Annotated in this window: 25 protein-coding genes; 16 read left to right on the top strand and 9 right to left on the bottom strand. The window is 60.7% G+C overall.

Annotation, left to right across the window (positions count from 1 at the left end; all coding sequences use genetic code 11):
• The first annotated feature begins 6 nt into the window (after positions 1-6).
• Positions 7-909, top strand: coding sequence for a LysR substrate-binding domain-containing protein (locus PQR32_RS03140; RefSeq protein WP_408222161.1), 903 nt, complete (start codon positions 7-9; stop codon positions 907-909).
• Positions 910-1,044: 135 nt separating this feature from the next.
• Here the strand turns inward: PQR32_RS03140 and PQR32_RS03135 are convergent, their stop codons facing one another.
• The 3 genes from PQR32_RS03135 to PQR32_RS03125 all read right to left on the bottom strand — a co-directional run bounded on the left by PQR32_RS03135 (position 1,045) and on the right by PQR32_RS03125 (position 2,625).
• Entirely contained in the window at positions 1,045-1,182 is a 138-nt protein-coding gene (locus PQR32_RS03135) for a hypothetical protein (RefSeq protein WP_408204825.1), read from the bottom strand.
• Between the two features lie 84 nt (positions 1,183-1,266).
• Positions 1,267-1,683 carry a MarR family winged helix-turn-helix transcriptional regulator gene (locus PQR32_RS03130; protein WP_408222159.1) on the bottom strand — a complete coding sequence of 139 codons (417 nt, stop codon included), beginning with the start codon at positions 1,681-1,683 and terminating at the stop codon, positions 1,267-1,269.
• Positions 1,684-1,752: 69 nt separating this feature from the next.
• A complete protein-coding gene (locus PQR32_RS03125; RefSeq protein ID WP_408222157.1) occupies positions 1,753-2,625 on the bottom strand; it encodes a LysR family transcriptional regulator in 873 nt (290 codons plus the stop codon).
• 96 nt (positions 2,626-2,721) lie between these two features.
• On the opposite strand from PQR32_RS03125, the gene PQR32_RS03120 reads away from it, so the two are divergent.
• Together PQR32_RS03120 and PQR32_RS03115 are read left to right on the top strand one after the other, a co-directional pair.
• Positions 2,722-3,732 (top strand): zinc-dependent alcohol dehydrogenase family protein, encoded by a 1,011-nt coding sequence (locus tag PQR32_RS03120; protein ID WP_408222155.1) that lies wholly within the window; start codon positions 2,722-2,724, stop codon positions 3,730-3,732.
• A 129-nt stretch (positions 3,733-3,861) separates the two neighbouring features.
• The gene (locus PQR32_RS03115; RefSeq protein ID WP_408222153.1) at positions 3,862-5,100 is read left to right on the top strand and encodes a glycosyltransferase; all 1,239 of its coding nucleotides are present in this window, start codon (positions 3,862-3,864) and stop codon (positions 5,098-5,100) included.
• A gap of 8 nt (positions 5,101-5,108) precedes the next feature.
• On the opposite strand, the gene PQR32_RS03110 is transcribed toward PQR32_RS03115, so the two are convergent.
• Together PQR32_RS03110 and PQR32_RS03105 are read right to left on the bottom strand one after the other, a co-directional pair.
• On the bottom strand, positions 5,109-5,888 hold the full coding sequence (locus tag PQR32_RS03110; protein ID WP_408222151.1) for a creatininase: 780 nt from the start codon (positions 5,886-5,888) through the stop codon (positions 5,109-5,111).
• Positions 5,885-7,330: a purine-cytosine permease family protein gene (locus PQR32_RS03105; protein ID WP_408222149.1), complete on the bottom strand. Its 1,446-nt coding sequence runs from the start codon at positions 7,328-7,330 to the stop codon at positions 5,885-5,887. The genes PQR32_RS03110 and PQR32_RS03105 overlap by 4 nt, the downstream gene beginning before the upstream one ends.
• A gap of 245 nt (positions 7,331-7,575) precedes the next feature.
• On the opposite strand from PQR32_RS03105, the gene PQR32_RS03100 reads away from it, so the two are divergent.
• The 4 genes from PQR32_RS03100 (at position 7,576) to PQR32_RS03085 (ending at position 11,315) form a co-directional block, all read left to right on the top strand.
• Positions 7,576-8,250, top strand: coding sequence for an FMN-dependent NADH-azoreductase (locus tag PQR32_RS03100; protein WP_408222147.1), 675 nt, complete (start codon positions 7,576-7,578; stop codon positions 8,248-8,250).
• Entirely contained in the window at positions 8,247-9,605 is a 1,359-nt protein-coding gene (locus tag PQR32_RS03095; protein WP_408222145.1) for an amidase family protein, read from the top strand. Before PQR32_RS03100 ends, PQR32_RS03095 begins: the two co-directional genes overlap by 4 nt.
• A 22-nt stretch (positions 9,606-9,627) precedes the next feature.
• Positions 9,628-10,242: a DUF1989 domain-containing protein gene (locus PQR32_RS03090; protein WP_408222143.1), complete on the top strand. Its 615-nt coding sequence runs from the start codon at positions 9,628-9,630 to the stop codon at positions 10,240-10,242.
• A gap of 155 nt (positions 10,243-10,397) precedes the next feature.
• Positions 10,398-11,315, top strand: a complete 918-nt coding sequence (locus PQR32_RS03085) for a LysR family transcriptional regulator (protein WP_408222141.1) — start codon at positions 10,398-10,400, stop codon at positions 11,313-11,315.
• A 31-nt stretch (positions 11,316-11,346) separates the two neighbouring features.
• On the opposite strand, the gene PQR32_RS03080 is transcribed toward PQR32_RS03085, so the two are convergent.
• Positions 11,347-12,270, bottom strand: a complete 924-nt coding sequence (locus PQR32_RS03080; protein ID WP_408222139.1) for a LysR family transcriptional regulator — start codon at positions 12,268-12,270, stop codon at positions 11,347-11,349.
• A gap of 108 nt (positions 12,271-12,378) precedes the next feature.
• Here PQR32_RS03080 and PQR32_RS03075 point away from each other — a divergent pair, with 108 nt between their 5' ends.
• From PQR32_RS03075 to PQR32_RS03060, 4 genes are all read left to right on the top strand, one after another.
• Positions 12,379-13,473 carry a tartrate dehydrogenase gene (locus PQR32_RS03075; protein WP_408222137.1) on the top strand — a complete coding sequence of 365 codons (1,095 nt, stop codon included), beginning with the start codon at positions 12,379-12,381 and terminating at the stop codon, positions 13,471-13,473.
• Between the two features lie 181 nt (positions 13,474-13,654).
• On the top strand, positions 13,655-14,965 hold the full coding sequence (locus PQR32_RS03070; RefSeq protein ID WP_408222135.1) for an MFS transporter: 1,311 nt from the start codon (positions 13,655-13,657) through the stop codon (positions 14,963-14,965).
• A 304-nt stretch (positions 14,966-15,269) separates the two neighbouring features.
• Positions 15,270-15,812, top strand: a complete 543-nt coding sequence (locus PQR32_RS03065) for a DUF488 domain-containing protein (RefSeq protein WP_408222133.1) — start codon at positions 15,270-15,272, stop codon at positions 15,810-15,812.
• Between the two features lie 45 nt (positions 15,813-15,857).
• Positions 15,858-16,463: a uracil-DNA glycosylase family protein gene (locus tag PQR32_RS03060; protein ID WP_408222131.1), complete on the top strand. Its 606-nt coding sequence runs from the start codon at positions 15,858-15,860 to the stop codon at positions 16,461-16,463.
• A gap of 26 nt (positions 16,464-16,489) precedes the next feature.
• Here the strand turns inward: PQR32_RS03060 and PQR32_RS03055 are convergent, their stop codons facing one another.
• On the bottom strand, positions 16,490-16,735 hold the full coding sequence (locus PQR32_RS03055) for a hypothetical protein (RefSeq protein ID WP_408222129.1): 246 nt from the start codon (positions 16,733-16,735) through the stop codon (positions 16,490-16,492).
• A gap of 248 nt (positions 16,736-16,983) precedes the next feature.
• Between PQR32_RS03055 and PQR32_RS03050 the strand changes: the two genes are divergently transcribed.
• Positions 16,984-17,169 (top strand): hypothetical protein, encoded by a 186-nt coding sequence (locus PQR32_RS03050; RefSeq protein WP_408222127.1) that lies wholly within the window; start codon positions 16,984-16,986, stop codon positions 17,167-17,169.
• A gap of 43 nt (positions 17,170-17,212) precedes the next feature.
• On the opposite strand, the gene PQR32_RS03045 is transcribed toward PQR32_RS03050, so the two are convergent.
• Positions 17,213-18,244, bottom strand: a complete 1,032-nt coding sequence (locus PQR32_RS03045) for an NAD(P)H-quinone oxidoreductase (RefSeq protein ID WP_408222125.1) — start codon at positions 18,242-18,244, stop codon at positions 17,213-17,215.
• 151 nt (positions 18,245-18,395) lie between these two features.
• On the opposite strand from PQR32_RS03045, the gene PQR32_RS03040 reads away from it, so the two are divergent.
• Together PQR32_RS03040 and PQR32_RS03035 are read left to right on the top strand one after the other, a co-directional pair.
• On the top strand, positions 18,396-19,280 hold the full coding sequence (locus PQR32_RS03040) for a LysR family transcriptional regulator (RefSeq protein ID WP_408222123.1): 885 nt from the start codon (positions 18,396-18,398) through the stop codon (positions 19,278-19,280).
• Between the two features lie 492 nt (positions 19,281-19,772).
• Positions 19,773-20,369, top strand: a complete 597-nt coding sequence (locus PQR32_RS03035) for a hypothetical protein (RefSeq protein WP_408222121.1) — start codon at positions 19,773-19,775, stop codon at positions 20,367-20,369.
• A gap of 528 nt (positions 20,370-20,897) precedes the next feature.
• Here PQR32_RS03035 and PQR32_RS03030 read toward each other — a convergent pair.
• Positions 20,898-22,106 (bottom strand): bifunctional helix-turn-helix transcriptional regulator/GNAT family N-acetyltransferase, encoded by a 1,209-nt coding sequence (locus PQR32_RS03030; RefSeq protein ID WP_408222119.1) that lies wholly within the window; start codon positions 22,104-22,106, stop codon positions 20,898-20,900.
• Between PQR32_RS03030 and PQR32_RS03025 the strand changes: the two genes are divergently transcribed.
• Positions 22,066-23,319 carry a D-amino acid dehydrogenase gene (locus tag PQR32_RS03025; protein ID WP_408222117.1) on the top strand — a complete coding sequence of 418 codons (1,254 nt, stop codon included), beginning with the start codon at positions 22,066-22,068 and terminating at the stop codon, positions 23,317-23,319. The two genes, PQR32_RS03030 and PQR32_RS03025, sit on opposite strands and share 41 nt — an antisense overlap.
• 456 nt (positions 23,320-23,775) lie before the next feature.
• Positions 23,776-24,570: an N-acyl amino acid synthase FeeM domain-containing protein gene (locus tag PQR32_RS03020; protein ID WP_408222115.1), complete on the top strand. Its 795-nt coding sequence runs from the start codon at positions 23,776-23,778 to the stop codon at positions 24,568-24,570.
• Positions 24,571-24,660: the final 90 nt, after the last annotated feature.

Genomic DNA, 24,660 nt, shown 5'->3' with positions numbered 1-24,660 from the left:
GACACCATGACGCCTGATCGTATTCCTCCTCTGCAAACACTGCGCGCTTTCGAGGCAGCCGTGCGCTTGCGCAGCTTCACGCGTGCAGCCGATGAGCTTGCCCTCACTCAGGGCGCCATCAGCCAGCATGTCAGGGCGCTGGGGGCCCACCTCGGCGAAAAGCTGTTCATACGGGAACACATGAGTGTCACGCCCTCACCGAGGGCTCATGCATTAGCCTTGCAGATCCGGCAAGGATTAGCCGTGCTCACGCGCGCGTTCGGTGCGCAAACGGCTTCAAGACCACGCGCAGGCACGGGCCCCACCCGGCCGACGCGGCTCGCAGTCAGCGTGCTGCCCTCGTTTGCGAAGCGTTGGCTGAATCCCCGATTGCCGCGCTTCATCGCAGCACACCCTGAAATCGAAGTGGAGGTTCGTCCGTCAGTGGCGCTCGCACGGCTCGATGGTCGCGATCGAATCGATCTCGCTTTGCGGTACGGCCCGGGACAATGGCCCGGCTTGCAAAGCGAAAAACTGATGGACGAAGAACTGTTTCCGGTGGCAAGTCCGGACTACTTCGGCGGTAAGCTGCCGCGCCGGCCCGATGCGCTGACGGCCTGTACGTTGCTCAGGCATGCATCGCAACCTTGGGAGCCGTGGTTTCAGGCAGCACGGCTGGAAATGACGGAGCCTACTGCAGGTCCGTTTTTCGAAAACGCGGATCAATTGCTCGACGCCGCTGCCCAAGGGGAAGGCGTCGCTCTGGCTCGTCGCTCACTGATCGAAGCCGACCTTGCGTCGGGGAAGCTGGTGCGTCTATGGAAAGTGAGCATCGTCGACGTTCATGCTTACTTCGTAGTCTGGCGTCCTGACAGCACCAAGCTCGACATGATCGACGTTTTTCGGCGGTGGCTGCGCAGTGAGGTTTGACCTTCATTGACTTGCCTCTGGTAACACGCCAGCCGGCTTCGGTCGGCCGTCGAGATGCCACGGCTTAGCATCAAGTTGTGCGCGAAACGGCACACAACACAGTCAATAAGCGGCTCGCGACCTGGCCACGCCAGCTCAGTCTGGACGCATCAGATCGAACGCGCCCAGCACCAACACTCCGCTCAATGCCATCAGCGCAACCGAGTGCTGCCCCATATACAGAATCGCGGCGGCGAGCCAGCTTGCGAGGGAAAAAACAGCAATGCGTTTCATGGAGATGGATCCTCAATTGCCTAACAACGCACCAGAACAAAAACCGCATTTAATTAGCTATGCAACTATCAACACAAAAAAAAATCATTCGAGCGCCGAACGGACGCGCCGGATTTTCGACACGGCATCCTTGAATTCCGTATGGCCCAACAGCGTTTTCAATCTTGCTGTGACCTTGCCGCTCGCATCATTCAATTCGCGCCTGATCTCTACCGCCTTGCTCGTTGGGAAGATCGCAATTTCCCGGCCGTCGCCTTCCGCGCGATTGCGCACCACGTAGCCCTTGGTTTCGAGGAAGTCTAGCGCGCGCGTTGCAGTGGGCCGCGCGATGGACAAATGATCGGCCAGCTCGCGCTGCAGCAGCCCCGGACGATCGATAATCGCCCTCAGCATGAAGCCCTGAGGCGGCGACAGATCGAACGGCTCAAAGGCTTCCGTCCACTCACGCTCGAGCCGACGCGCAAGTGCTGACGTATTGAAGTAGAGGCATTGATCGAACATGACACAAGCTTAGACCCTAGTAGTTAGCTATGCAACCTGTTTTGCATCGTCTTCTGCAACGTCGACGCCTTACTCCCGAAAGAGCGCCATGCGTGCATAGCCGGCGATTTCATCGACCACCTTCGTCAGGTTGAGCAGATGAGGCGAGCGTTGCACGCTGATCTCCAGACTCAGTCCGGCTGCGTCTGAATCCAGTTTGGCCACGCCCGCAGGTCGGCTTCGGGCGAACGTACGTGCCGGCATCAGGCTCAGTCCGAATCCCTCACGGACCAGGGCGAGTTGAAGCCTCGCATCGTCCACTTCCGCTGCGACATTCAGCCGGATGCCGCGCTGGGACAGTAACGCACCGAGTCGCGCGCGAGCGTCGCAAGGTTCCGGGTTGAGTATCCACGGCAATTCGTCCAGCAGATCACCCAGTTCCCTGCCGGTGTTGGCGACCTCATCGGACGCGACCACGACTAGCGAATCGCTACCGAGAATCTCGCCGTCACCCGCGGTGCCTGGCGGTAGCAGTACTAGCACGGCATCCAGCGCACCCCGCCGCATCTCCTCGATCAGAACGTCGCTCGAGCCTGTTTTCAGGCGCAGCGAAACCAGCGGGAAACACTGCCGCGTCTGCCTCACAATGCGTGCCACGCTCCGATCGGCCAGGCCGGTTGCCACACCCAGTCTCAGCAGGCCGGCAGGGACATCCCGGCCGCCGATTCTCTTCACGTCGTCGTACGCGGCCAGGATCTGCTTGATCCGGCCAAGCACCTCGACGCCGGCGGGCGTCAGGCCAGACGGCTTCACACGGCGATCGAGCAATTCAACGCCCAGTTCCTGTTCGAGTCGTTGAATCTGCCTCGTGACGGCCGGTTGAGTCAGCGGAATGCGCTCCGCAACGCGTTGAATCGATCCCTCCTCGGCGAAGAGAACCAGGGTCCGCATCTCCTGCAACATAATGCCTCCGCAACATAATCATCCTGATCATTATGAATTTGATTTCGTCGACCGCCCATCTTATCGTTTGATGACCGTTCAGATGAGATAAGAGCCATGAAGGCAATTGCGCTGTGCAACCAACCCGGTATCGACAACCTGATCGTCGTCGATCGACCTATGCCGCAACCGCGACGCCAGGAAGTCCTCATTCGCGTCAGAGCGACATCGCTCAACTACCGCGATGTCGAGATCATCCGCGGGACCTATCACACGACCTTTCCGTTGCCGCTGATCCCGCTGTCGGATGGCGTGGGCGAAGTCGTGGCAATCGGCGACGGCGTCACCCGCGTCAAAGTGGGTGACCGGGTGTGCAGTACATTCTGGCAACGCTGGATCGGCGGCAGCTTCGACATGGCTGAGCCGTCGTACCAGCTTGGCGGTCCACTCGATGGTCTGCTCGCGGAATACGCGCTGCTTGACGAGCAGGCTACGGTGCCGGCGCCGGCGCATCTGAGCGACGTCGAGGCGGCCACATTGCCCTGCGCGGCAGTGACCGCGTGGCATGCACTCGTTACCGAAGGTGCGTTGAAAGCCGGCGAAACTGTGCTGGTGCTCGGCACGGGAGGCGTGTCAGTGTTTGCGCTTCAGTTCGCCAAATGCGCGGGCGCGCGCGTGCTCGTTACCTCCAGCAGCGATGAAAAAATCCAGCGCGCCAAGGCATTGGGTGCGGACGCAGGCGTCAACTACCGCGATCATCCCGACTGGGCCGAAGAAATACTTAAACTGACCGACGGGCGCGGTGTCGATCATGTGCTGGAAGTCGGCGGTCCGGAAAGCTTCGCGCAATCGCTTAGAGCCGTTCGGCGAGGCGGCCAGATCAATGTCATCGGCTATCTCGGCGGCACCGAAGGTGTGATCAACCCACTCGACATTTTCCGTCGGCAGGTGCGCGTACGCGGCATTCCGGTCGGCTCGCGCGCATCGTTCGAGGCGATGAATCGCGCTATCGCTGTCAACCAGTTGCGGCCTGTAATCCATCGCACTTACGAATGGACCGACGTCGGGCACGCCTTGCACGATCTCGAGAGCGGTGCGCATTTCGGCAAGCTCGTGTTGCAGCATTAGGACGGTTACCGCCGAGTACACATCGCTCGGCCAGACAACAAACCTACGAGAAAGCGTCCCAACATTTCAATCAGAGTGTGTAATCTGCGCATAGCCAAGCTCACATGAATGCAGGTTTCCTCAACCTCTATGAAATTTCTAGTTGTAGCGTACGGAACGGAAGGCGACACACGCCCTTTGGCGGCCCTCTGTCGGGCATTGATCGACGCGGGGCATGAATCAAAGTTGCTGGCAGATCGCAACACGCTCGGCTTTGCGGAACGATTGCATGTTCCTGCTACCCCGTTGTCCGGCGACATCGTGAAAAGTCTTCAGGCTGAATTCGCCAATCTTGGCGCCCATGCAGGAGCTAACGCGTTCAGGAAGACTGCACTGGCGCTCAGCCGCATCGCCAACGCAAATACTGCTGCATGGCTGAAGGAGATCGTCGAGCATGGCAAGGGATGCGATGCATTGATTGTCTCCGGTCTTGCGGCGTTCGCAGGATTGTCCGCAGCGGAATACCTTGGGGTGAAGGCTATAGGCGCAGGACTGATGCCTATCACGCCCACCCGGCAATTCGCGTCGCCGTTTTTTCGACCTGGTCTCGTGCCGGCGTTCCTCAATTCACTGAGTCATCATGCAGTGATTCAGCTTCTCTGGAGAAATTTCAGGCAATCGTTGAACACAGCGAGGCAGGACATTTGCGGACTGCCATCACGAAAACGTCTGTGGACGGACCACACGATGCTCTACGGAGTGTCACCCTCTTTGGTTGGCCGCCCCGATGACTGGCCACGCAACGCGCAAATATGTGGTCATTGGCACTGGCCCTCCAGTGACTGGACGCCGCCGCGCCAACTCATTGATTTCATCGAGCAAGGAGACGCCCCCATTTATGTGGGATTCGGCAGCATGGCAGGTTTTGATGCGCGAAAATTACTTGACGCGATAATCAGCGCAGTAGACGGACGCAGAGCCATTTACAACCCCGGGTGGAGCCGATTCACCCCCAGTACGCTGCCGTCGAATTTCTATCCGGTTGGCGACACACCGCATGACTGGCTATTCCCACGTTGCCAGATCGTGATCCATCACGCAGGAGCCGGTACCAGTCACGCGGCGAGCATGGCGGGCGTACCCTCGGTTATCGTGCCGTTTGCGGGCGACCAGTACTTTTGGGCTGACCGCCTGCGTCGGGCCGGCGTGACCGGTGCGCCGATCAATGCGATCGACCCGAAGGCGCACGCCGTTTCGCAGGCAATCACGTTCGCGCAGAGTCCGGATGTACGAGCCAAAGCGCGCGAACTGGGAGCGAAAATGACGACTGAAAATGGACTCGCCAGAGCCGTCAAACTGATCGAAAACGAGGTGACAACACGAAGCTAGCGTGTGGTTCACTCACGCGAGCCAGCTAGTCCGAATTCATGACGCACGGCCGCCGCGATCCCGTCGACCACATCCGTTACCAGCAGACGCCCCTTCTCGCTACTCGAATCCTTTGCTGACGACAGCACGCCGCTCGACGGCACCCAGGCCGTGCGGGCCGGGTACATATCGTAGGTTGGGAAATCAGCGGGCCCATGCGCCGGGATGCTGTCGAGCGAGACCAGTTGCGGATGATAGTGGAGCATCATCGACGTCTCGATCACGGCGGCATGTTCCAGCGCGATGCCAGGAAAGCCGTCCGGGAAAATCGCATCGAGCGTTCCCTTGCGGCAGAACTCCCAGTGCTCGACACGCATGACTTCCATGCCACTGCCGTCGCCGATGTCCCGCATCGCGAGCTCAATACCTTCGGTGACGAACCACTGGTTTTCAAAATGCCCGACGACGATCACCAGACGCCTGACGCCGTGGCGATGAAACTCCCGCACCGCATCGCGGATCATTGCGCACAACGTCGCGCCATCGACACTCGTGGTGCCGCAGAAATGCTGGCCGCCGCCACTCCTGGGCTGTGACTTGTAGCCGTAGGAGATTGCCGGCGCCATGATGCCGCCCGTCTCACGGGCCACGTCTTCGCTAATGGCGCTTGCGAGCAGCGCATCCGTTCCAAGCGGAAGATGTGGCCCATGCTGCTCCGTCGCACCGCACGGCAGAAATACGACCGCCCCGGCTTTGACGCGCTGTTCGTACTCGACCCAACTGATATCGCTCATCCGCACGCTATTCATGTCGAACTCCTGTTATCGGCGAGCGATGTCTGCTCCGAGCCGGCGGCCGGCCGCGCGAGATGAAAGAGGTAGTAGCTCCCGCCACCCACTCCGAGCCCGGCAAGCCATGACAGATCGATCCCTCCCAGCGCCATCGCGATGGGTCCCTGCAGCGCTTCGACACTACCGACCTGAAAGAGCCAGGCCGCGACGACACCCAACGTTAGCGCCGCGACACCGGACCACTTGACGTCTCCACACTCACTCACCGAGTGATGACAGTAGAGCGCAGCGACATTGATTCTGGCGCGCCGGACCAGAAAGAAATCGACGAGCACGATGCCGGCCCACGGCGCGATCCACACGACAAAGAAGACCATCAGATCCTCGAAGGTGCTCGCAAACGCGCCCGAATGCAGGAACAGATAAAGGATCACGAGACCGACAACGCCGGAGACGACGGAGACGACCCAGCGCGGAACACGCAGATCGAGCGACAGCGTGGCGAGCGCCGCGGAATAGATGACGACGATATTGGTCGCGATCGGACCGTGGACGAGCACGAGCAGAACGGGCAACGCCATTGCGCCGAACACGGCGATGATGAGCTGGGCGGGATCGGCGCCGCTTCCCGCCGACGCGATCGACGCCCCCAGAAACGCGAGCCAGACGGTCGGAACGAACATGCCGAGCGAAGTCGCGCGAAACACCTGCCGGCTGCTCAGCGCCGGCTTCGTGAAGCGCGTGTAGTCCGATGCATAGACGAGCCACGAAATACCCCAGCCGATGCCGATCGCAGTCATCAGCTTGCTCATCGCGGAATACTTGCCGATACCGTGAGCGGTTGAAACGTGCCAGTGGATATTGATGTGCGTGAACGCAACCACGGTCATCACGACCATGATGGCCAGCACGAACGGCATCGTGTAGCGCTCGAAATACCGGATTGCGTGAAAGCCCCATGTCGCGATGCCGACCTGGATCAGCATGACCGCGATTGCGATGGCATATTTGAGTTCGATGCCGCCGCTGATCCCCATGCGGTCGAGCGCAGCAACGGCAAGGTCCAGAACAATCCACGTATTGATCGCCACCCATCCCATCGGCATCAGCACCTGCATGAACGTGGGCAGCCACGCGCCGCGCCGGCCGAACGCCAGCCGCGACAGCACCATCTGCGGAACACCCGAGCGATGTCCGATCACGCACATGGCGCCGAACAACACACAACCCAGCACATTGCCGATGACGATAACCGTTAGCGTCTCGACAAGGCTCAGACCTAGCTGGATGCCGATTGCCCCCAGCACCCAATTGATCGGCGCGACGTTCGCGCCCGCCCAGATCCAGAACTGATCCAACTGTCCGGATGTCCTGCTTTCGCCCGGCACGGGCTCTATACCGTGCACGTCGAATGCGGTGCCGGTGTCCGCATCCGCTTGTACTATCTGATCGTTGGACACGACTGTCTCCTCCTGTGATCGCGACTCTGATTCGCTGAGTGCCGATTAAAGCGGAGACAGATAAACGGCGAAATCGATCAATTCTCAACCGTGGTTGAGAAAAATGCGGCATTTACCTCACGTCGGGGACGGTTGAATTTTTCTCAACGTGCGGCAAAAATTCGTCAATCGCGCCAGCTCAAGCTTCATGGCTAAATGGGTGTTCCTGTTCTTTCGGTTTCAGCAAGCAAAGGAATACACACGCGATGACTACCCTTCTTCACATCAACGCCAGCGCGCGCAATGGCCGGTCGCTCAGCCGCAAGCTCTCAGGCGCCTTCATCGACGTCTGGCTCCAGCTCGAGCCCGCTGCGCAAATCATCACCCGTGACGTCGGTGCCAATCCGCCGCCCATCATCACCGAGGACTGGATCGCCGCCGTCTTCACCGCTGAGGAAAATGCCACGCCGGAGCAACGCGAGGCATTGCGCCTGTCCGACGAATTGATCGATGAGATCGACCGCGCGGATCTGATCGTGATCGGCACGCCGATGTATAACTACGGGATGCCCGCGGCCCTCAAGTCGTGGTTCGACAAGGTCATCCGTATCGGCAAGACGTTCACTTTCGATCTCGCACGCGGAGACTTTCCGCTGGAGCCTGTCATGAGCGGCAAGAAACTTGTCATTCTGAGCTCGCACGGCGAGTTCGGATTCGGGCCCGGCGGCGTCCGTGAGAAGATGAATCACCTGGAAACCCACATCCTGACCTGCGCGCACTATCTGGGTGTGGAAGAAAGCCACGCGATCAGCATCAGCTATCAGGAGTTCGGCGATGCTCGGCATGAAGCATCCGTGGCCGACGCGTTCGCAGCAGTACCAGTGCTGGCCCGCCAGCTGGCGGTCGCTCACCAGAGCCTGTTGCAAACCGAACATCCATGAACCTCCCTTTGACGATGGCCGGCACGGCGTTGAAGCTGCACGATGGCAGCATCGAAGCGGTCGATCTGGTCAGCAGTGCGATCGAGAAATCGCGCGCGGCGCGTGGCGTCTTCATCTCGTTCATCGAGCGCGCGCGCGATGACGCCTTGGAATCGGCCCACCGGCGCACTCTGGGCGCGCCGCTTGGCCGGCTCGACGGCATTCCATTCGCCGTGAAAGACATGATCGACGTGGCAGGCAGCAGGACGACCGCCGGTTCGATCACGCGGATCGACGCACCGGCGGCATCCCGGGACGCCGCCGTAATTGCCGTCATGCGGGCAGCAGGCATGATTCCGCTCGGCAAGACGAATCTGAGCGAATTCGCTTTCTCAGGCCTTGGGCTCAATCCGCACTTCGGCACGCCGACCGCGGACTTCCATGCGGTAGATCCCCGTGTACCCGGCGGTTCGTCCTCCGGATCCGCGATCGCGGTGCAACGCGGCCTCGTGACAGCGGCAATCGGAACCGATACCGCCGGCTCGATCCGCGTGCCGGCGGCGTTCAATGGACTGACCGGCTTTCGCGCATCGATCGGCCGGTACGACATGGACGGTGTGCATCCGCTCGCCGTCACACTCGATACGCTCGGCCCGCTCGCCCGTACCGTCGAAGACTGTGTGCTCCTTGACGGCGCGATGCGCGGTCGCGCGAATCCCGAGGTGCGCGAGGCGCCACTGGAGCAGGTCCGATTTATCGTCGATTCGACTGTGCTCGAAGACCCGGCACTCCAGTCGGACGTCGCGCGGAATTTGCGCAACGTCGTGACGCGGCTGCGTCAATGCGGCGCCCGCGTGGAGGAGCGCCCGGTCGAAGCGTTCACGCGCACACGTAAGCTGATTGCGACGCAGGGTTGGCTCGGCGCCATCGAGGCGTGGTCGCTGCTTCAGCAAGTCGTGGAAGGCGAGCGCGGCGCTCAGATCGATCTTCGTGTCCGCAACAGACTATCGGCTGCCAGGGATATCGATCGGAACGCGGAGGCTCGCATCCGCGCGCTACGCGCCGAACTCATGCTGAGCATGCGGCGTGAACTCGGCGATGCGGTGCTCGTCACGCCGACAGTCAAGCATGTCGCGCCTTCGCTTGCCGCGCTCGAGGCCGATGACGGCCTGTTTGCCTCGACCAATCTGGAGACGCTTTCGCTGACGATGCCGGGTAGTCTCCTCGATATGCCAGGTGTTGCCATGCCGTCGGGCGTGGATGGACAGGGCCTGCCTACGTCGGTGCTTTTTTCTGCTCCGCAAGGACACGACGATCGACTGTTGCGCACCTGTCTCGCGGTCGAGTCCGCGTTGCTGGCGCCACCAGCCCAATGAAACTTTCTGTGGAGAACAGCGAATGAACACGACATCGAATGATCCCGACAGCGCGCGCATCCGTATTCCCGCGCGTAGCGGCGTGGCGGTCAAGCTCGTCAAAGGCATGACGATCAAGGTGATCAATACGCACGGTCATCAGGTGGTCGACACCTGGGCGTTCAATCAGGATGACATCGGCGAATCGATGTCGATGGAGCACAGCCGTGCGTCGATACTCAAGCTCGCGCCTAAGGTCGGCGACGCACTGCTCACGAACCGTCGGCGAGCCATCCTGACGCTGGTCGAAGACACGACGCCGGGCGTGCACGACACGCTGATCGCGGCCTGCGACAAGCATCGCTACGAGCAATTGGGTGTCATCGGCCATCATGACAGTTGCACCGACAACCTCGCCGCCGCGCTCGCAAGTCTCGGTCTGAAAGCCCAGGAAACGCCCTGTCCGCTAAACCTGTTCATGAACGTGCCTGTACGCGGAAACGGTCAGCTCGAATTCGCGCCGCCAGTCAGTCAGGCCGGCCAGTACGTCGCGCTGCGCGCGGAAATGGATCTGATCATCGTGATGTCGGCCTGCCCGCAGGACCTCACGGCAGTCAACGGCATGAGGCCGACGGACGCGCACTATTCGATCAGTTGAATGCGTGATTTGGCACGCAACCGGCTCTGCGGTGGTTCCGCGTTCGCCGCGCTATCGATGAAAACGGTCGCGCCGCAGTGGACGGGCGTGCGCGGCTGTATTCGGTAAAATGCATTTACTGCAACCGGCCGGCTTCCGGATGAAGAGTTTTCGCCATGCGTAAGTTACCCCCGCTGAATTCAATCCGCGCATTCGAGGCCGCAGCCCGGCATCAGAGCTTTACCGCAGCCGCCGCTGAGCTGTCCGTGACCCTCACGGCGGTGAGCCATCAGATTCGACAACTCGAGGCTCGCATCGGCCACAAGCTCTTCGAAAGAACGGGCCGTGCGGTCACGCTCACGCCAGTGGGCAAGACGATCTACCCGCTCGTGAGAGACGGCTTCGACCAGATCGCCGAGGCGTTCGAGGTCGTCAATGCAAGCGTCAACGAAGACTCGATCCAGATCTCGGCCACCCGAGCATTTGCGGAGCGCTGGCTGATGCCCAGGCTGTCGCGATTCAACGCCATCCACCCTGACGTCACGGTGCATATTCACGGCTCGGAGAAAACCGTCGATCTGAGCGCCGAAGATATCGATCTCGCTATCCGGTATGGCCCCGTCGACACGGATCAACAGGATTCCGTGATTCTGGCGGACCGTTATATCGCGGTTGCCGATCGCGGCATTTGTCCTGAAGATCGTGTCCCAACCATCGAAGACTTCCGCGAACGCCCGTTGCTCGCCTACAAGTGGGAAAACCGCGCGCTGAATGCCCCGGACTGGTCTGCGTGGCTGGCGCTCGTCAAACACAATCAAACGGTCGACTTCCGCATTTCCTGGTATAGCGAAGAAATGCTCGCGCTCTACGCCGCGGAGTGTGGCCTTGGGCCGTTGATGTGCAGCAACGTGCTGATAGACGAAGAACTACGCACTGGACGCCTGCGCCGGATCGAAGGCCCTTGTCTGCCGGGTTTCTCGTATCGTCTCGTGGAGATGTTCTCGCCACGTCGTAAAAAAAGTCTCGGTCTTTTCACGCAGTGGCTTCGTGAAGAGGCCCGGTCGTTTCGCGACAAGTCCGCCGTGACGGACTAAGCGATCGAATCCCGAGCCCGCCCCAGCAAGACTACACCGCGTCCGCCTCGCTCCCTAGATCCTGCGCGACAAAATCGACGAACGCGCGAATCCGATTGGACATCTGATGTCGCTGCGAATAGACAGCAAAAATATCGGCGTTCGGCGTGTCATGCTCGGGCAATACCTGAACCAGTGAGCCATCGGTGAGGTACTGCTTGATGTCCCACTCGGCCCGCATCAATATGCCGTGCCCTTCGAGCGCCCACTTCACGGCTATCTCACCATCGTTCGTGGTCAGCGATCCGTTGATACGCACGGCCTCGGTCTTACGCGACGCGCCCCGGCCCGAAGTCAGACGCCACACGCCGTAGGCTTCGTCACCCTGGCGGATGCCGATGCAGTTGTGCCGCGTCAGATCGTGCGCGGTCACCGGCATCCCATGCGACGCGAGGTACGAAGGCGCGGCACACAGCAGCCGCCGATTCGTCGCCAGCCGGCGCGCGACCACCCGCGTATCGGGTGGCTCGCCGAAGCGGATGCAGACGTCGAACGTATCGTCCGTCAGCGGCGGAGGCGTGACCGATAGCTGAAGCTGAACCGACACCTGCGGATACTTCGCAACAAAGCGCGAGATCGCAGGCGCGATATGGCTGCGGCCAAAGCCGAGCGTCGCGCTCACGCGCAACAATCCCTTCGGGCTTTGCTTCGCGGCGCCCAGCAATTCGGCCAGTTCGTCGATCTCGTCGAGGATCCGGCGCGCGTGCTCGAGGTACAGCTCGCCCTCCGGCGTGAGCATCATCCGCCGCGTGGTCCGGTTGACGAGCGGAACGCCGGCGCGGCTCTCCATCTGCGTCAAATGCTTGCTGACGGCCGCTGCCGTCAAACCCAGTTCCCGCGCGGCGGCGCTCAGGCTGCCGGATGCGGCGAGCGTCGAAAAGAAACGCAGATCGGACGGTTCGACGGTGTCGCGCATGGCTCTCACTTGTGAATCAAAGTTAAAGATGCTTTGAGTCTAGCACCGGTTTTTGCGTCCGGAGATAGGTAAAGTTCGCCCACACCCCAATACGTGAAGGACGGAGACATGAAGACCTATCGCATCGCAACCATCCCCGGCGACGGCATCGGCAAGGAAGTCGTACCGGCCGGCGCGCAAGTTCTCGAAGCACTCGCAAAGACGACCAAATCGTTCGCATTCGAATTCGAAAACTTCGACTGGGGCGGCGACTACTATCGCGAACACGGCGTCATGATGCCCGCCGACGGGCTCGACGCCATCCGCCACAAGGACGCGATCCTGTTCGGCTCGGCGGGCGATCCAGACATTCCCGATCACATCACGCTGTGGGGTCTCCGTCTGAAGATCTGCCAGGGCTTCGATCAGTACGCCAACGTCCGTCCGACCCGCATCCTGCCGGGCATCGACGGGCCGCTGAAGCGCTGCAAGCCGGAAGATCTGAACTGGGTCATCGTCCGCGAAAACTCGGAAGGCGAATATTCCGGCGTGGGCGGCCGCGTTCATCAGGGCCATCCGATCGAAGCCGCGACGGACGTGTCGATCCTGACGCGCGCCGGTGTCGAACGGATCATGCGTTTCGCGTTCCGTCTCGCGCAATCCCGTCCGCGCAAGCTGCTGACCGTGATCACGAAGAGCAACGCACAGCGTCATGCGATGGTGATGTGGGACGAGATCGCGCTCGAAGTCTCGAAGGAGTTCCCGGACGTCACATGGGACAAGGAACTGGTGGATGCATCGACCGCGCGCATGATCAATCGCCCCGCGAGTCTCGACACGATCGTCGCCACCAACCTGCACGCCGACATTCTCAGCGACCTCGCCGCCGCCCTCGCCGGCAGCCTGGGCATCGCGCCGACGGGCAACATCGATCCGGAACGCCGCTTTCCGTCGATGTTCGAGCCGATCCACGGTTCGGCATTCGACATCATGGGCAAGGGACTCGCCAATCCGGTCGGCACCTTCTGGTCGGTCGTCATGCTGCTCGAACACCTGGGCGAATCCGACGCGGCAAAACGCGTGATGCAAGCCGTCGAAGCAGTGACAGCCGACACGTCGCTCCACACCCGCGACCTCGGCGGCACGGCAACCACGGCGCAAGTGACGGCTGCTGTTTGTGCGTTCATCGAGCAAGCCGCAGCGCCCGCAGCGAACGCGGCCTAAGCCTCACCAGCGGCTCGGCTGGAGCCGGGTCTGCACGGGCCGCCATGCGGCGGCCGTGGCCCGGCTCGTTCCGCGCGCGGCAAAGACACAAGACAAGAGCCGCGCTCGACGGCTATCGCACGCACGCACTTCGAATCCGTTTCTGAATAGAGCACGGTTCGATACCTCCAAGGAGGAGACAATGATTTCCGAACTCGAAAGCCGGGTTTCCCGCAAGCTCATGCTGCGGATCATCCCGTTCGTGATGCTGCTGTATTTCGTGAGTTTTCTCGACCGCGTGAACGTGGGTTTCGCCGCGTTCTCGATGAACAAGGCCATCGGCCTTTCGCCGACCGCGTTCGGTCTCGGCGGCGGATTGTTCTTCATCGGCTACTTGCTATTCGAAGTGCCGTCGAACCTGATTCTTCACAAGGTCGGCGCGCGCCGCTGGATTGCCCGAGTGATGGTGTCGTGGGGGATCGTCTCGTTTGCGTCGGCGTTCGTGGTCGGGCCGAACAGCTTCTACGCGCTGCGCTTTATTCTGGGTATCGCCGAAGCGGGCTTCTTCCCCGGCATCATCCTGTATCTGAGCCTGTGGTTCCCGGCGCGGCAACGCGCCGTCGCGGCGGCATGGTTCATGGCGGCCGCGCCGATCTCCACCGCCATCGGCTCGCCGCTTTCCGGCGCGATCATGAAGCTGCCTCCGATCGCCGGACTTGCCGACTGGCAGATGCTCTACATCCTCGAAGCGGTGCCGGCGATCATTCTCGGCTTCTTCGTGCTGAAGTATCTGACGGACACGCCGGCGAAAGCGCAATGGCTTGAACCGGAAGAACGCGAATGGCTGATCGCGAAGATGAAGATGGAAGCGGACGCGAAGCAGTCGCATGCGGGCCACACGGCCGGCGCGCTGAGTGCCCTGCGCGATCCGCGTGTGCTCGCGCTCGCGCTCATCTACTTCGGCACGTCGGCGGGGCTGTACACCCTCGGCTTGTGGGCACCGCTGATCATTCGCCAGTATGGCTTCGGGCCGTTTGAAACCGGTCTGCTGGCCGGCGTGCCGAGCGTCCTCGCGGTGGTGGCCATGATCCTGTGGGCAAAACACTCGGATCGTACCGAAGAACGCACGTGGCACGTCGTCATTCCCTGCGTCGTGGCGTGCCTCGGCTTCGTCTTCGCCGGTGGCGCGGCGACAGCGCTGATGATCATTCTGGCGCTCGTGGTCGTGAACATCGGGATCAGTGCGGCCAAGGCGCCGTTGTGGGCGATGCCCAGCATGTTCCTGTCAGGCGCCGGTGCGGCCGCGGGCATCGCGATGATCAATTCGGTCGGCAATCTGGGCGGCTTCGTCGGTCCGTTCGCGATCGGATGGCTCAAGAACGTGACGGGTGGATATTCAGCGGGGCTGTACGTAGTGGGTGCGACGTTGGCCGTGTCCGCCGTCGTCACGCTGATGCTGAGCCGGCAATCGAAACAGACGCCGGTCGCGGTCGGGGAGCGGCACGGACATTGAGCTCAGCCATCAAGCCGACGTCTGCCCAACCGACTGCTGCAGTAATTCCGCCGCAATATCCGCGACCCTGTAAACGAACGGGCAACGCAGTCGGCCCCCGACGCATACGTCTGAGCGATCTGTCACCACGCTGTTTGCACCGGCCGGGCCGAACCAACGTTTATGGGTTCCATAGGGCGAACCCGATTGCGTCATCGTGGCGCAACCGGCTTTCTGGGTGCGTCGTTTTCGGCGGATAATTGACCTTCAGAAACCCACGTTGTACACATCACAAAATGGGCGCAACGGTTTCGGAGAGGCATCGATGAGCCGCCCCTTTTTCACGATTGGTCATTCCAACCGTCCACTGCCCGAATTCGTGAATCTGCTGAGGGAGGCGGAGATCGCGACGCTGATCGATGTGCGCAGCATTCCACGCTCGCGAACGAATCCGCAGTTCAATCGAGACACGCTACCGGATGCGCTCGCGCCCCAGCACATCGATTACGTGCATCTTGCTGAACTGGGTGGACGCCGCAGCAGGCGCAAAGACGAAGCGTCGTCGCTCAATGCGTACTGGACCCATCCAGCGTTCCGCAATTATGCGGACTACGCGATGAGCGACGCTTTCAGCGATGGTCTGACGCAGCTTCTCGCGCTCGGCCATCGGCGCCGCTGCGCGATCATGTGCGCGGAGGCGGTCTGGTGGCGCTGCCACAGGCGTATCATTACGGACTACCTGCTGCTGCACGACGAAACCGTACTGCACATCATGGACGCGCGTCACACAACCGTTGCGACGATGACACCGGGCGCGCAACCTCAACCCGACGGCACGTTGATCTATCCGGCTCAAACTACGACCTGAGCCGGCGCCCGACTCGACTGCCGGTCAGCCGTATTGCGCGACTGCATGACTGTCTCTACGAAACCCACATCGCTTGATATCCTGCTTCGCGAGATTCGCGCCTGCACACTCTGCTCGCCCGTGCTGCCGCACGCCCCGCGGCCGGTGCTGGCGGCATCCGAGCAGGCGCGCATTCTGATCATCGGCCAGGCGCCGGGCGCGCGGGTGCATGCGTCTGGCGTTCCATGGAGCGACGCGAGCGGTGCGCGGTTGCGCGCGTGGCTCGACGTCGACGACACCACGTTCTACGACGTTTCGAAATTCGCCGTCGTGCCCATCGGCTTCTGTTTTCCGGGCCGAGGCCCGAGCGGAGATTTGCCGCCACGGCCCGAGTGTGCCGACCGCTGGCACCGGGAGTTGCTCGGGCACATGTCTTCGGTCCGGCTCACGCTGCTGGTCGGACAATACGCGCAGCGATTCGGACTGGGCAAGGCATTCGGGCCGACCTTGACGGACACGCTCGTCCGGTGGCGCGAATTCGGCCCACAGGTCATGCCGCTGCCGCATCCGTCGCCGCGCAACATTGCCTGGTTCAAACGCAATCCGTGGTTCGACGGGAGCGTATTGCCGACGTTGCGCGAGCGTGTCGCGGCGGCATTGGCGACCTGCTGATCAGTGCGTCGCCAGGTCGATAGCGTTCATGCGCTTGAGGTGGATGCCGTGACATCGATTCTCGATCTGGTCAGCGAGGGCATCGGATATGCGGTGCTGTCGCTCAATGCGACCACCAGCGATGCGGCCTGATTGAGCGTTTGAGTTTGCAAGCGCAGTGGAGACCGCAGCAGCATCGGCCGCGACCATCCGCCCCCTTGAACAACCAGTGCTTCGGCGTATGCCCACATGGCGCCGACCTTCAACGCAGACCAGTTGAAGCCGCGGTTCATTCGCCGCTCTGGCATTGTCGGGCGGATCATTCAGGAACGATGCCATCGAGCATGGCAATGCCTTCACGACGTGCAGAGAGTCGTAGAATATTGCTGTGGGTCGTTTTCCGACGGCTTCCTCGACGCCGGACCGGAAAGGGCTACCTCGCCCGACGTGACCGACGAGTCGAACCGCCGCTTGGCCGTCCCGAACTGACGGGCCGCGCCTACGAGGTCGAGCCGGTCGATCATAAGTTTAAGGAGACGACATGAACGCAGTGTGCCCGCTGCACGGGCCAACGAAAATCATCCGCACGAATACGTACGGGTTTCCCGTCTATGCGTGCTGCTGCGACGACGTGACCTATGTGACGCCTCCCGATGCGTGCACGAGAGCGCCGACGCAACGCGGGCGTGACCCGCAACCCGAACAACCGAAGACGAGGAAAGAATAATCTGACGTGCAAGCCTGCCGCCTAGGTGGCGGCAAGCCAGGCTTCAGCCAATGAGATCGGCACCTGTCGTAAGGACAATCTTTCCAAAGTGCGTACCGGAATCGATCAGCTCGTGAGCGCCGCGAGCGTCGGCAAGCGCAAAGGTCTTGTACACAACCGGCTTGATCTTGCCGCTCTCGATGTGCGGCCACACCTGCCGCTCCAATTCGTTGATGATCGTCGCCTTGTCCGCGGATGTGCGCGATCGCAATGTCGAGCCCATATGCGTTAAACGTTTCGTCATCATCGGCACGACGTTGAGATCCTTCGCCGGCCCCTTGATCACGCCCACCTGGAGGATCCGTCCGTCCATGGCCGCGGCGTCATAGTTTCTAGCCACGTAGTCGCCCGCAATGATGTCGAGGATCACGTCGACGCCTCTTCCATCGGTAAACCGCTTCGTTTCGGCGACGAAATCATCCTCGCGGTAATTTATCGCGAGGTCCGCGCCCAGCGCCAGGCTAGCCTCCCGGTGCGCCTGCGAGCCAACTGTCGTGATGATTTTCGCCGCGCCGAATGCCTTCGCCAGCATGGTCGCCGTAGTACCGATACCTGACGCGCCGCCGTGGATCAACACCGATTCGCCGGCAACCAGCTTGCCGCGCTGGAACAGGTTCAGCCAAACCGTCATAAACGTTTCGGGCATGGCCCCCGCTTCCACCAACGTCAGGCCTTGGGGGATATGCATCGTGTTGCAGGCGTGCGCGACGGCATATTCCGCGTAGCCACCACCGGGAATCAATGCACACACCAGTTCGCCGATGTGGAATTGGGACACGTCGGCGCCGACGGCAACCACTTGACCTGCCACCTCCAGCCCTGGAATATCCGAAGCGCCGGGGGGCGGATCGTACTGCCCTTTGCGCTGAAAGACATCTGGGCCGTTCACGGCAGCCGCATGGATGCGGATCAGAACCTGATCGGCGGCCAGCATCGGCACCGGGCGCGTAGTTGGCACCAGGACCTCAGGACCGCCGGGCTGTTTGATCTCAATGGCCGTCATGGACGACGGCACGCGATAAGTTGAAGCAGACATGGATACCACTCCTTCTATGGATGAGGCTCGATTGATCCGGACGGATCGTTGAACGAGGAACTCTTGCGTTCAGTATAGGGCTCGACATTGATGAATATGCGCAGCATTATTCACGCTGTGAGATGCAAATTTGCATCAGGAGGACAGCACGATGAACTGGGATGACGCGCGCGTGTTTCTCGCGGTGGAGCGCGAAAAAACGCTCCGTGGAGCGGCCAGGACGCTCAATCTCGATCAGGCGACGGTCGGCAGACGGATTGCGGCACTAGAGCATGCCCTGCGCGCAACGCTCTTCCTGCGCACCTCTGAGGGTTACGCGTTGACTGCCGCAGGCGAGGCCGCGCTGAGATCAGCGGAGAAAATGGAACAGTCCGCACACGAACTCGTCAGACGAACGCAAGGCACGGATACACGGCTTGCGGGTGACGTAAGAGTCACCAGCACGGACTCGATCGCGCTCGACTTCCTGCTTCCCGCCATCGAACGCCTGCATGCTGCGCATCCCGAAGTGCGCGTCCTGCTGGACACGTCGACGCGCATGCTCAATCTGGCAAAGCGTGAAGCGGATATCGCGGTCCGGTCAGTCAGGCCGGATAATCCCGATCTCGTCGCGCGGCGCCTGGCGCGCTGGCCCATGGCGCTCTTTGCATCGAATGCCTATCTTGAGCAGCATGGCAAGCCCGCCGCGGGCTCCGCATTCGCGGGCCACGATCTTGTCGTCTATCAGGGAAACTGGACCGGTAATCGATCCCCGACTCTTGCTGGCGAACCGATACACGCGGGGCGCATCGTATCGACCTTCAATTCCAGCCTCATGCTGCGTACCGCGGTAAAGGCCGGCATCGGCATCGGTGAGCTTCCGATACATCTGGCTGAGCTCGACGGCCTCGTGCAGATATGGCCCGAACCCGCGCGTGGGGCGGTCTACGAAATCTGGCTCGTCACGCATCAAGATCTTCGGCATACCGCGCGCATCGCAGCCATGATTGACGGCATCGTCTCCGCGTTCGAAGAGCACACAACCCACACAAAATAGTCACGCAAGACCTGGCTGTGGCGGCTGCGTGTCGCCGCTATCGCGCGATCGTCCATCATTCCCACCGCGCGATCTGAATGCGCCTGCCTTTTGTCCGATATTCATCTACGTCAGCGAATATCGTGGGTTACGCTACTTTTGCTATGCGACTTAAAGCGTGGCTGACTCACAAAGTCACAATTGCGCGGACTTTCGTGCACCCCTTCTGCACGTGCCTGCCGACACCGAGCTAAAAATGACTGCTTGGTGAAGCGTTTCCCCATTTAATTATTTTGGCCAACGCCGAGGCTTTCTCGCATCTCACGTGGGAATAGCCGACCGCATCGAGGGCCCCTCTTTCATTTATCGCTCGATTCCGCAAACGGCGGCAGCCGGGAATCACTGCGGCGATTTTTAATTTCATTTGTTTGAATTGGGCGCCTCATTCCGCCAGGCAATAGGCCACTGCGCGCTGTGATGTTACGCGCCTGATTGGGTGACAAGGAGATGATCATGAAGATCAAGCAATTTAGCATGCTGTCAGCAACCGCCGTTGCACTTCTCTTGCTCAGTGGCGCCGCGCAGGCCGACGACCACGGCGGCCACGGCGGGTCCCGCAGCCTTTGCTCGAACGCAACCCTCAAGGGACCGTATGGGTTCACCGGTCACGGAGAAATTCTTGGATTGATAGGACCAGATAATGCGGTTCATCCGTACGCCTCTACGTCAATCCTTGATGACGTCGCCTTGGTGACGTTCGACGGCACAGGCGGTTTTACGCGCACCGACTTCGGGGTTATCGGCGGGCTGCCGAAAGGGGGGTCGACTGCATTCAATCCGAACCAGAACGGAACCTACTCGGTGAACTCCGATTGCACCGGCACCATGAAAATCGTTTATACCGCCGGCGGAGCCGTGCCGGCCGGCGTCGAGACTGATCTGAACATCGTCGTCGCTGCCGACGGGACGCTCGTCGAATCCGTTGTCTACAGGGCGGTCACCGTGTCAGGCACGAGCGGGGACGGCCTGGTGACGTGTCCGCAGTTTTGCGAGCAAGCTGTGCAAGAAAGTTTCGAGGGGAAAAAGGTCGTGGTCTACGGCTTCCGTTAGTCGAGTTCCGGATGGGTTCAAGCTGGCTCGCTATGGCGCTTTCATGAGGGGCGCCAAGCCTGAACTTGGGCGCAGGTTTTTCGCCCTTTTATGCCTGCGCCTTCTCGAGATGATCCGGTCACTTCCCGATCCATAGCTGTCCAAAGACCCGCTTCTTTCAAAGCGCACCTGTCACAGCCTGTTTGCGCTCTGCCCGTTCAAACGATAAGTGGCGAGGCCGCCTCAAACATGCGGGGCCTTGCGATGTTGCGAAGCCTGTTCGAACGCGTGCCCGAAACGCTACTGGCAAACGTATCGAGACAATCACACTGGGGAACCCGGTACCTTCAATGGCGGGGGGTATTGCCTATACACGCGACAGGAAGATCACGCCCGGCCTGCGTGTCTTTCTCGACTACTTCCGCGAAACCTTCAATTCGCCCTATCTCCCACATGCGGCCTTGCGTCAGTCGCGCACAGCGGCACGCTAAGCCTTTTTCCTGGGCACAGGTCTTCAGCACTTGCTGCGGGAACGGTGTGCAAAATTTTTCAGACCAGTCGCTTTTCAAACCAGTGATGGGCATACGGTTCCGCGCTGAACGCATCGACTTCGACGTATCCAGATTGCCGGTATAGCGAAATCGCTTCGCGCAGCGTTCGATTTGTCTCCAGGCGAATAATGCGCACTTTGGCCTGCCGGGCGCGTTTCTCCGCCTCAACGATCAACCGCCGGCCTACACCCATACCGCGAGCGGAAGGGCTCACCCACATTCTCTTGAGTTCGGCTGGGGACTTCTTATGAAACTTCAGCGCGACGCAGCCGATCGGGCTTCCATGGAGTCTCGCGACGATTAACGCGCCTTCCGGTGCCGTCAGTTCATGCGCATCCGCCGACAGGCTCATGGACGGGTCGAATCCTGCGTCAAAGCGCTCATCGAGTTCGCCGAAGTACTGTTCAAAGCACCACCGTGCGTCATCGCTATCCGGCTCCTCAAGCGCGAAATGCACGAGAGATGCCTGTAGCAAACGCTCAACCTCAGACATGGCCGCGACCAGTCTACGACGCTGCTCATCACCGAGCGGTTCGAGCGCGCGCAAAGCGACCGCGTCAGAGAGCCGTTCGAGTTCAGCCCTTTCCTCGAGGCCCTCCTGAGTCAGGCAAGCCCGGCGTACGCGGCGGTCGCCCGGATGAGCGAGGATAGCGACAAGTTTTTGCCGTTCAAGAGAGGCCAACGTACGGCTGACATAGCCCGAATCAAGATTGAGCCGCACGCGAAGAGTACGAATGTCCGCACCTTCGACACCGATCTCCCAAAGCAGGCGTGATTCACCCATCGGGCGGCCTCGTCCGAGGAAATGATCATCCATAGCGCCAATGCTTTCGGCGACTATGCGGTTAAAGCTGCGGATCTGGAGAATGTCGGATTCCATATCTCTGACCTTAGTCAGAGATATGGAATCCGTCAACATCAACTTAGCTGATTTCGTGCGAAAGCGTCCCACCAGCCATGCCAATTCCAGACGGCCCGAACACAAACAGAAATCGCATACTATGCAAATGATCACGCTCTGAGTCCCGCGCCGCTGTCCGATCTCCTCCCCGTCGCCGGTGCGCGGAAAACAGGAGAACGCCGAACCATGCAATAACGGCGCATCAGTCATACTTTGCATCTGCACCAGAATCAGAAATGAACAGTCGTTCGTCAAGGAGGCGTTGATGCGAATCTTGATTCTTGGAGCAGGCGTGGTCGGTGTCACGAGCGCCTGGTATCTGGCGCGTGCCGGTCATGAGGTGGTGGTCGTTGATCGCCAACCCGCTGTTGCGCTCGAAACAAGCTTCGGCAACGCCGGCCAGATTTCACCGGGCTACGCGTCGCCGTGGGCCGGACCGGGCGTACCCGCCAAGGCCGTCAAATGGCTACTGCAGAAACATCCGCCATTGTCACTCCAGCCGGACGGCACCCTGTTTCAGGTGCAATGGCTGACACAGATGCTGGCTAACTGTACTAAAAAGCGTTATGCCGTCAACAAGGCACGCATGGTGCGGCTCGCGGAATATAGTCGCGACTGCTTCATGGCGCTGCGCAACGATACCCATATCACCTACGAAGGTCGCCAGCAGGGCACGCTGCAAGTCTTTCGCACGCAAAAACAAATGGACGGCACCGCCAAGGACATCGACGTTCTGAAGGAAATGGGGGTGTCTTATGAGTTGCTGTCGCGCGACGAACTGGCTCGCGCCGAACCGGCGCTAGAGGGCTCAAAGAATAGACTGGTCGGAGGCCTGCGTTTGCCGGGCGATGAAACCGGTGACTGTCATGTGTTCACCACCAAACTGGCGGAGATGGCGCAAGCACGCCACGTGCAGTTCCTGTTCACGCGCAGCATCGACGGCCTGGTCGTCGAGGGCGGCACGCTGAAGGGTGTGCGTTCCAACGGCGAAACATTGACGGCGGACGCGTGTGTTGTGGCACTCGGCAGCTATTCCACTGCATTGCTGCGCGACCTGGTTAGCATTCCGGTCTATCCCGTCAAGGGCTATTCGATCACCGTGCCAATTAGCAACGCTGCGCAGGCACCGGTCTCGACCATCCTCGACGAAACCTACAAAGTCGCGATCACCCGCTTCGAGGATCGAATTCGCGTGGGGGGCATGGCCAATCTGGTGGGCTTCGACAAGGAACTGCACGGCACCCGGCGCGAGACACTGGAATATGTTGTCACGGACCTGTTCCCGCATGCAGGCGACGTGACGCAAGCCAGCTTCTGGACTGGCCTGCGGCCGATGACCCCAGACGGCACGCCGATTATCGGCCCGACCGCGATTCAGGGCCTATGGCTCAATACCGGCCACGGCACGCTGGGCTGGACCATGTCTTGCGGTTCGGGACAACTGCTGGCGGATTTGATGTCCGGCACGACGCCTGCGATCCAATCCGACGATCTTGCGGTCAGTCGCTACAGCAACTAACCGGACGCTCCCACTTACACCGCGGGCCGGCGTCGCCCCTTCTGCCGTTCGGCCCGGCTTCACCCCACAGGCCGCTTCCAAGGTTCAACGGTCATTCCTGTTGCCGTCCCAGATGGCGGGCGATTCCGCCAAACCCGGAAGTTCGGCGCCTGCCGCAGTTGCCGGCGCGCGGCGAGCCATAACTTGCGCGTTTCCGCCGGGCGTCCGCGGAATATCGATCCAATCTTCGCTCGAACGCAGATTTGCGCTCGCCGCCAGTCAGAAAGGCGATTCGGAATCTCTGGCACGAAATTTTTTCGGATTCCCAAAACTCTTTCTTCAAACCCCGCTCTCCGGATTTTCCCGGCTATGCATATCACCGCGTTTGCGTTCATGAGAATCTAGTTTGTCGCGTTGGGCGCGACTCTGCCGCTTCGAAGGCGGCAGACTTTTTTCTCATTTATCTACGGGGTTGAAATGGACCGCATCGATTCAGCAGTTTTGTCGCAAAATACGGGTTATACGTCGCTCGGAGAACGCTTTAATCCAAGCACCGTAAAGAAAACGGAAAGGTTGCCGTTTACGATAAAGGTGGTAAGTAACCTGGCGGAGCTCGACAAGGCCGTCGAGATGCGCCGCGCCGCCTATCGGCGCCATTTGCCGGAATTCGCCGAGACCATGGGCGTCGAGGCGTTGGATGGCGCGCCCGGCACGGCCGTGCTGCTCGCGCAGTCGCGGCTGGATGGCGGCCCGCTCGGCACCATGCGGGTCCAGACGAATGCAGTCGGTCCGCTTGCCGTCGAACAATCGGTCCGCCTGCCGGATTGGTTGGGCCAGGCGAGCCTCGCCGAGGCGACGAGGCTCGGTGTCGCGCGCGGTGCGATCGGCCGGATGGTAAAGGTGGCGCTGTGCAAGGCATATTTTATGTATTGCGCGCAAAACGGGGTCGACTGGATGTTAATTACGGCGCGTTCACCGCTCGATCGGGAATACGAAGCGATGCTCTTCGGCGATGTATATGGGCAGAACGAATTCCTGCCGATGGCGCACGTTGGCGGGTTGCCGCATCGGGTGATGGCGAAACCCGTTGCTTTAGTCCGTCAGCGCTGGGCGAAGGTCAACCATCCGTTCTTCGGATTCTTTTTTGAAACGGATCACGTCGACATCGACGTCAGCATTGCATCAAAGCAGGGTGAAACCGGTCACGACACTGAGTGCGGCGGTCCGCCGAGCAGTGCATCAGGCCGTCTGCGGTCGCTGAGCGAAGCGTAAAGCAAGATGTCCGCCCGAAGAAAATTCGAGCGGACAAGAGGGTCGGTGGCGTCAGCGCAGTCGTGCTTGCGCCGCTGACTTTCGCAGCAT

It is taken from the genome of Paraburkholderia dipogonis (assembly GCF_046027395.1).
Classification (GTDB): domain Bacteria; phylum Pseudomonadota; class Gammaproteobacteria; order Burkholderiales; family Burkholderiaceae; genus Paraburkholderia; species Paraburkholderia dipogonis_A.
This window is presented reverse-complemented; position numbering and strand designations above follow the sequence as displayed.

What these genes read in the sequence shown, in the direction of transcription:
- PQR32_RS03140 (WP_408222161.1), top strand. Translation starts at nt 7, where the DNA reads ATGACGCCTGATCGTATTCCTCCTCTGCAAACACTGCGCGCTTTCGAG.
- PQR32_RS03135 (WP_408204825.1), bottom strand. Translation starts at nt 1,182, where the DNA reads ATGAAACGCATTGCTGTTTTTTCCCTCGCAAGCTGGCTCGCCGCCGCG.
- PQR32_RS03130 (WP_408222159.1), bottom strand. Translation starts at nt 1,683, where the DNA reads ATGTTCGATCAATGCCTCTACTTCAATACGTCAGCACTTGCGCGTCGG.
- PQR32_RS03125 (WP_408222157.1), bottom strand. Translation starts at nt 2,625, where the DNA reads ATGTTGCAGGAGATGCGGACCCTGGTTCTCTTCGCCGAGGAGGGATCG.
- PQR32_RS03120 (WP_408222155.1), top strand. Translation starts at nt 2,722, where the DNA reads ATGAAGGCAATTGCGCTGTGCAACCAACCCGGTATCGACAACCTGATC.
- PQR32_RS03115 (WP_408222153.1), top strand. Translation starts at nt 3,862, where the DNA reads ATGAAATTTCTAGTTGTAGCGTACGGAACGGAAGGCGACACACGCCCT.
- PQR32_RS03110 (WP_408222151.1), bottom strand. Translation starts at nt 5,888, where the DNA reads ATGAATAGCGTGCGGATGAGCGATATCAGTTGGGTCGAGTACGAACAG.
- PQR32_RS03100 (WP_408222147.1), top strand. Translation starts at nt 7,576, where the DNA reads ATGACTACCCTTCTTCACATCAACGCCAGCGCGCGCAATGGCCGGTCG.
- PQR32_RS03095 (WP_408222145.1), top strand. Translation starts at nt 8,247, where the DNA reads ATGAACCTCCCTTTGACGATGGCCGGCACGGCGTTGAAGCTGCACGAT.
- PQR32_RS03090 (WP_408222143.1), top strand. Translation starts at nt 9,628, where the DNA reads ATGAACACGACATCGAATGATCCCGACAGCGCGCGCATCCGTATTCCC.
- PQR32_RS03085 (WP_408222141.1), top strand. Translation starts at nt 10,398, where the DNA reads ATGCGTAAGTTACCCCCGCTGAATTCAATCCGCGCATTCGAGGCCGCA.
- PQR32_RS03080 (WP_408222139.1), bottom strand. Translation starts at nt 12,270, where the DNA reads ATGCGCGACACCGTCGAACCGTCCGATCTGCGTTTCTTTTCGACGCTC.
- PQR32_RS03075 (WP_408222137.1), top strand. Translation starts at nt 12,379, where the DNA reads ATGAAGACCTATCGCATCGCAACCATCCCCGGCGACGGCATCGGCAAG.
- PQR32_RS03070 (WP_408222135.1), top strand. Translation starts at nt 13,655, where the DNA reads ATGATTTCCGAACTCGAAAGCCGGGTTTCCCGCAAGCTCATGCTGCGG.
- PQR32_RS03065 (WP_408222133.1), top strand. Translation starts at nt 15,270, where the DNA reads ATGAGCCGCCCCTTTTTCACGATTGGTCATTCCAACCGTCCACTGCCC.
- PQR32_RS03060 (WP_408222131.1), top strand. Translation starts at nt 15,858, where the DNA reads ATGACTGTCTCTACGAAACCCACATCGCTTGATATCCTGCTTCGCGAG.
- PQR32_RS03055 (WP_408222129.1), bottom strand. Translation starts at nt 16,735, where the DNA reads ATGAACCGCGGCTTCAACTGGTCTGCGTTGAAGGTCGGCGCCATGTGG.
- PQR32_RS03050 (WP_408222127.1), top strand. Translation starts at nt 16,984, where the DNA reads ATGAACGCAGTGTGCCCGCTGCACGGGCCAACGAAAATCATCCGCACG.
- PQR32_RS03045 (WP_408222125.1), bottom strand. Translation starts at nt 18,244, where the DNA reads ATGTCTGCTTCAACTTATCGCGTGCCGTCGTCCATGACGGCCATTGAG.
- PQR32_RS03040 (WP_408222123.1), top strand. Translation starts at nt 18,396, where the DNA reads ATGAACTGGGATGACGCGCGCGTGTTTCTCGCGGTGGAGCGCGAAAAA.
- PQR32_RS03035 (WP_408222121.1), top strand. Translation starts at nt 19,773, where the DNA reads ATGAAGATCAAGCAATTTAGCATGCTGTCAGCAACCGCCGTTGCACTT.
- PQR32_RS03025 (WP_408222117.1), top strand. Translation starts at nt 22,066, where the DNA reads ATGCGAATCTTGATTCTTGGAGCAGGCGTGGTCGGTGTCACGAGCGCC.
- PQR32_RS03020 (WP_408222115.1), top strand. Translation starts at nt 23,776, where the DNA reads ATGGACCGCATCGATTCAGCAGTTTTGTCGCAAAATACGGGTTATACG.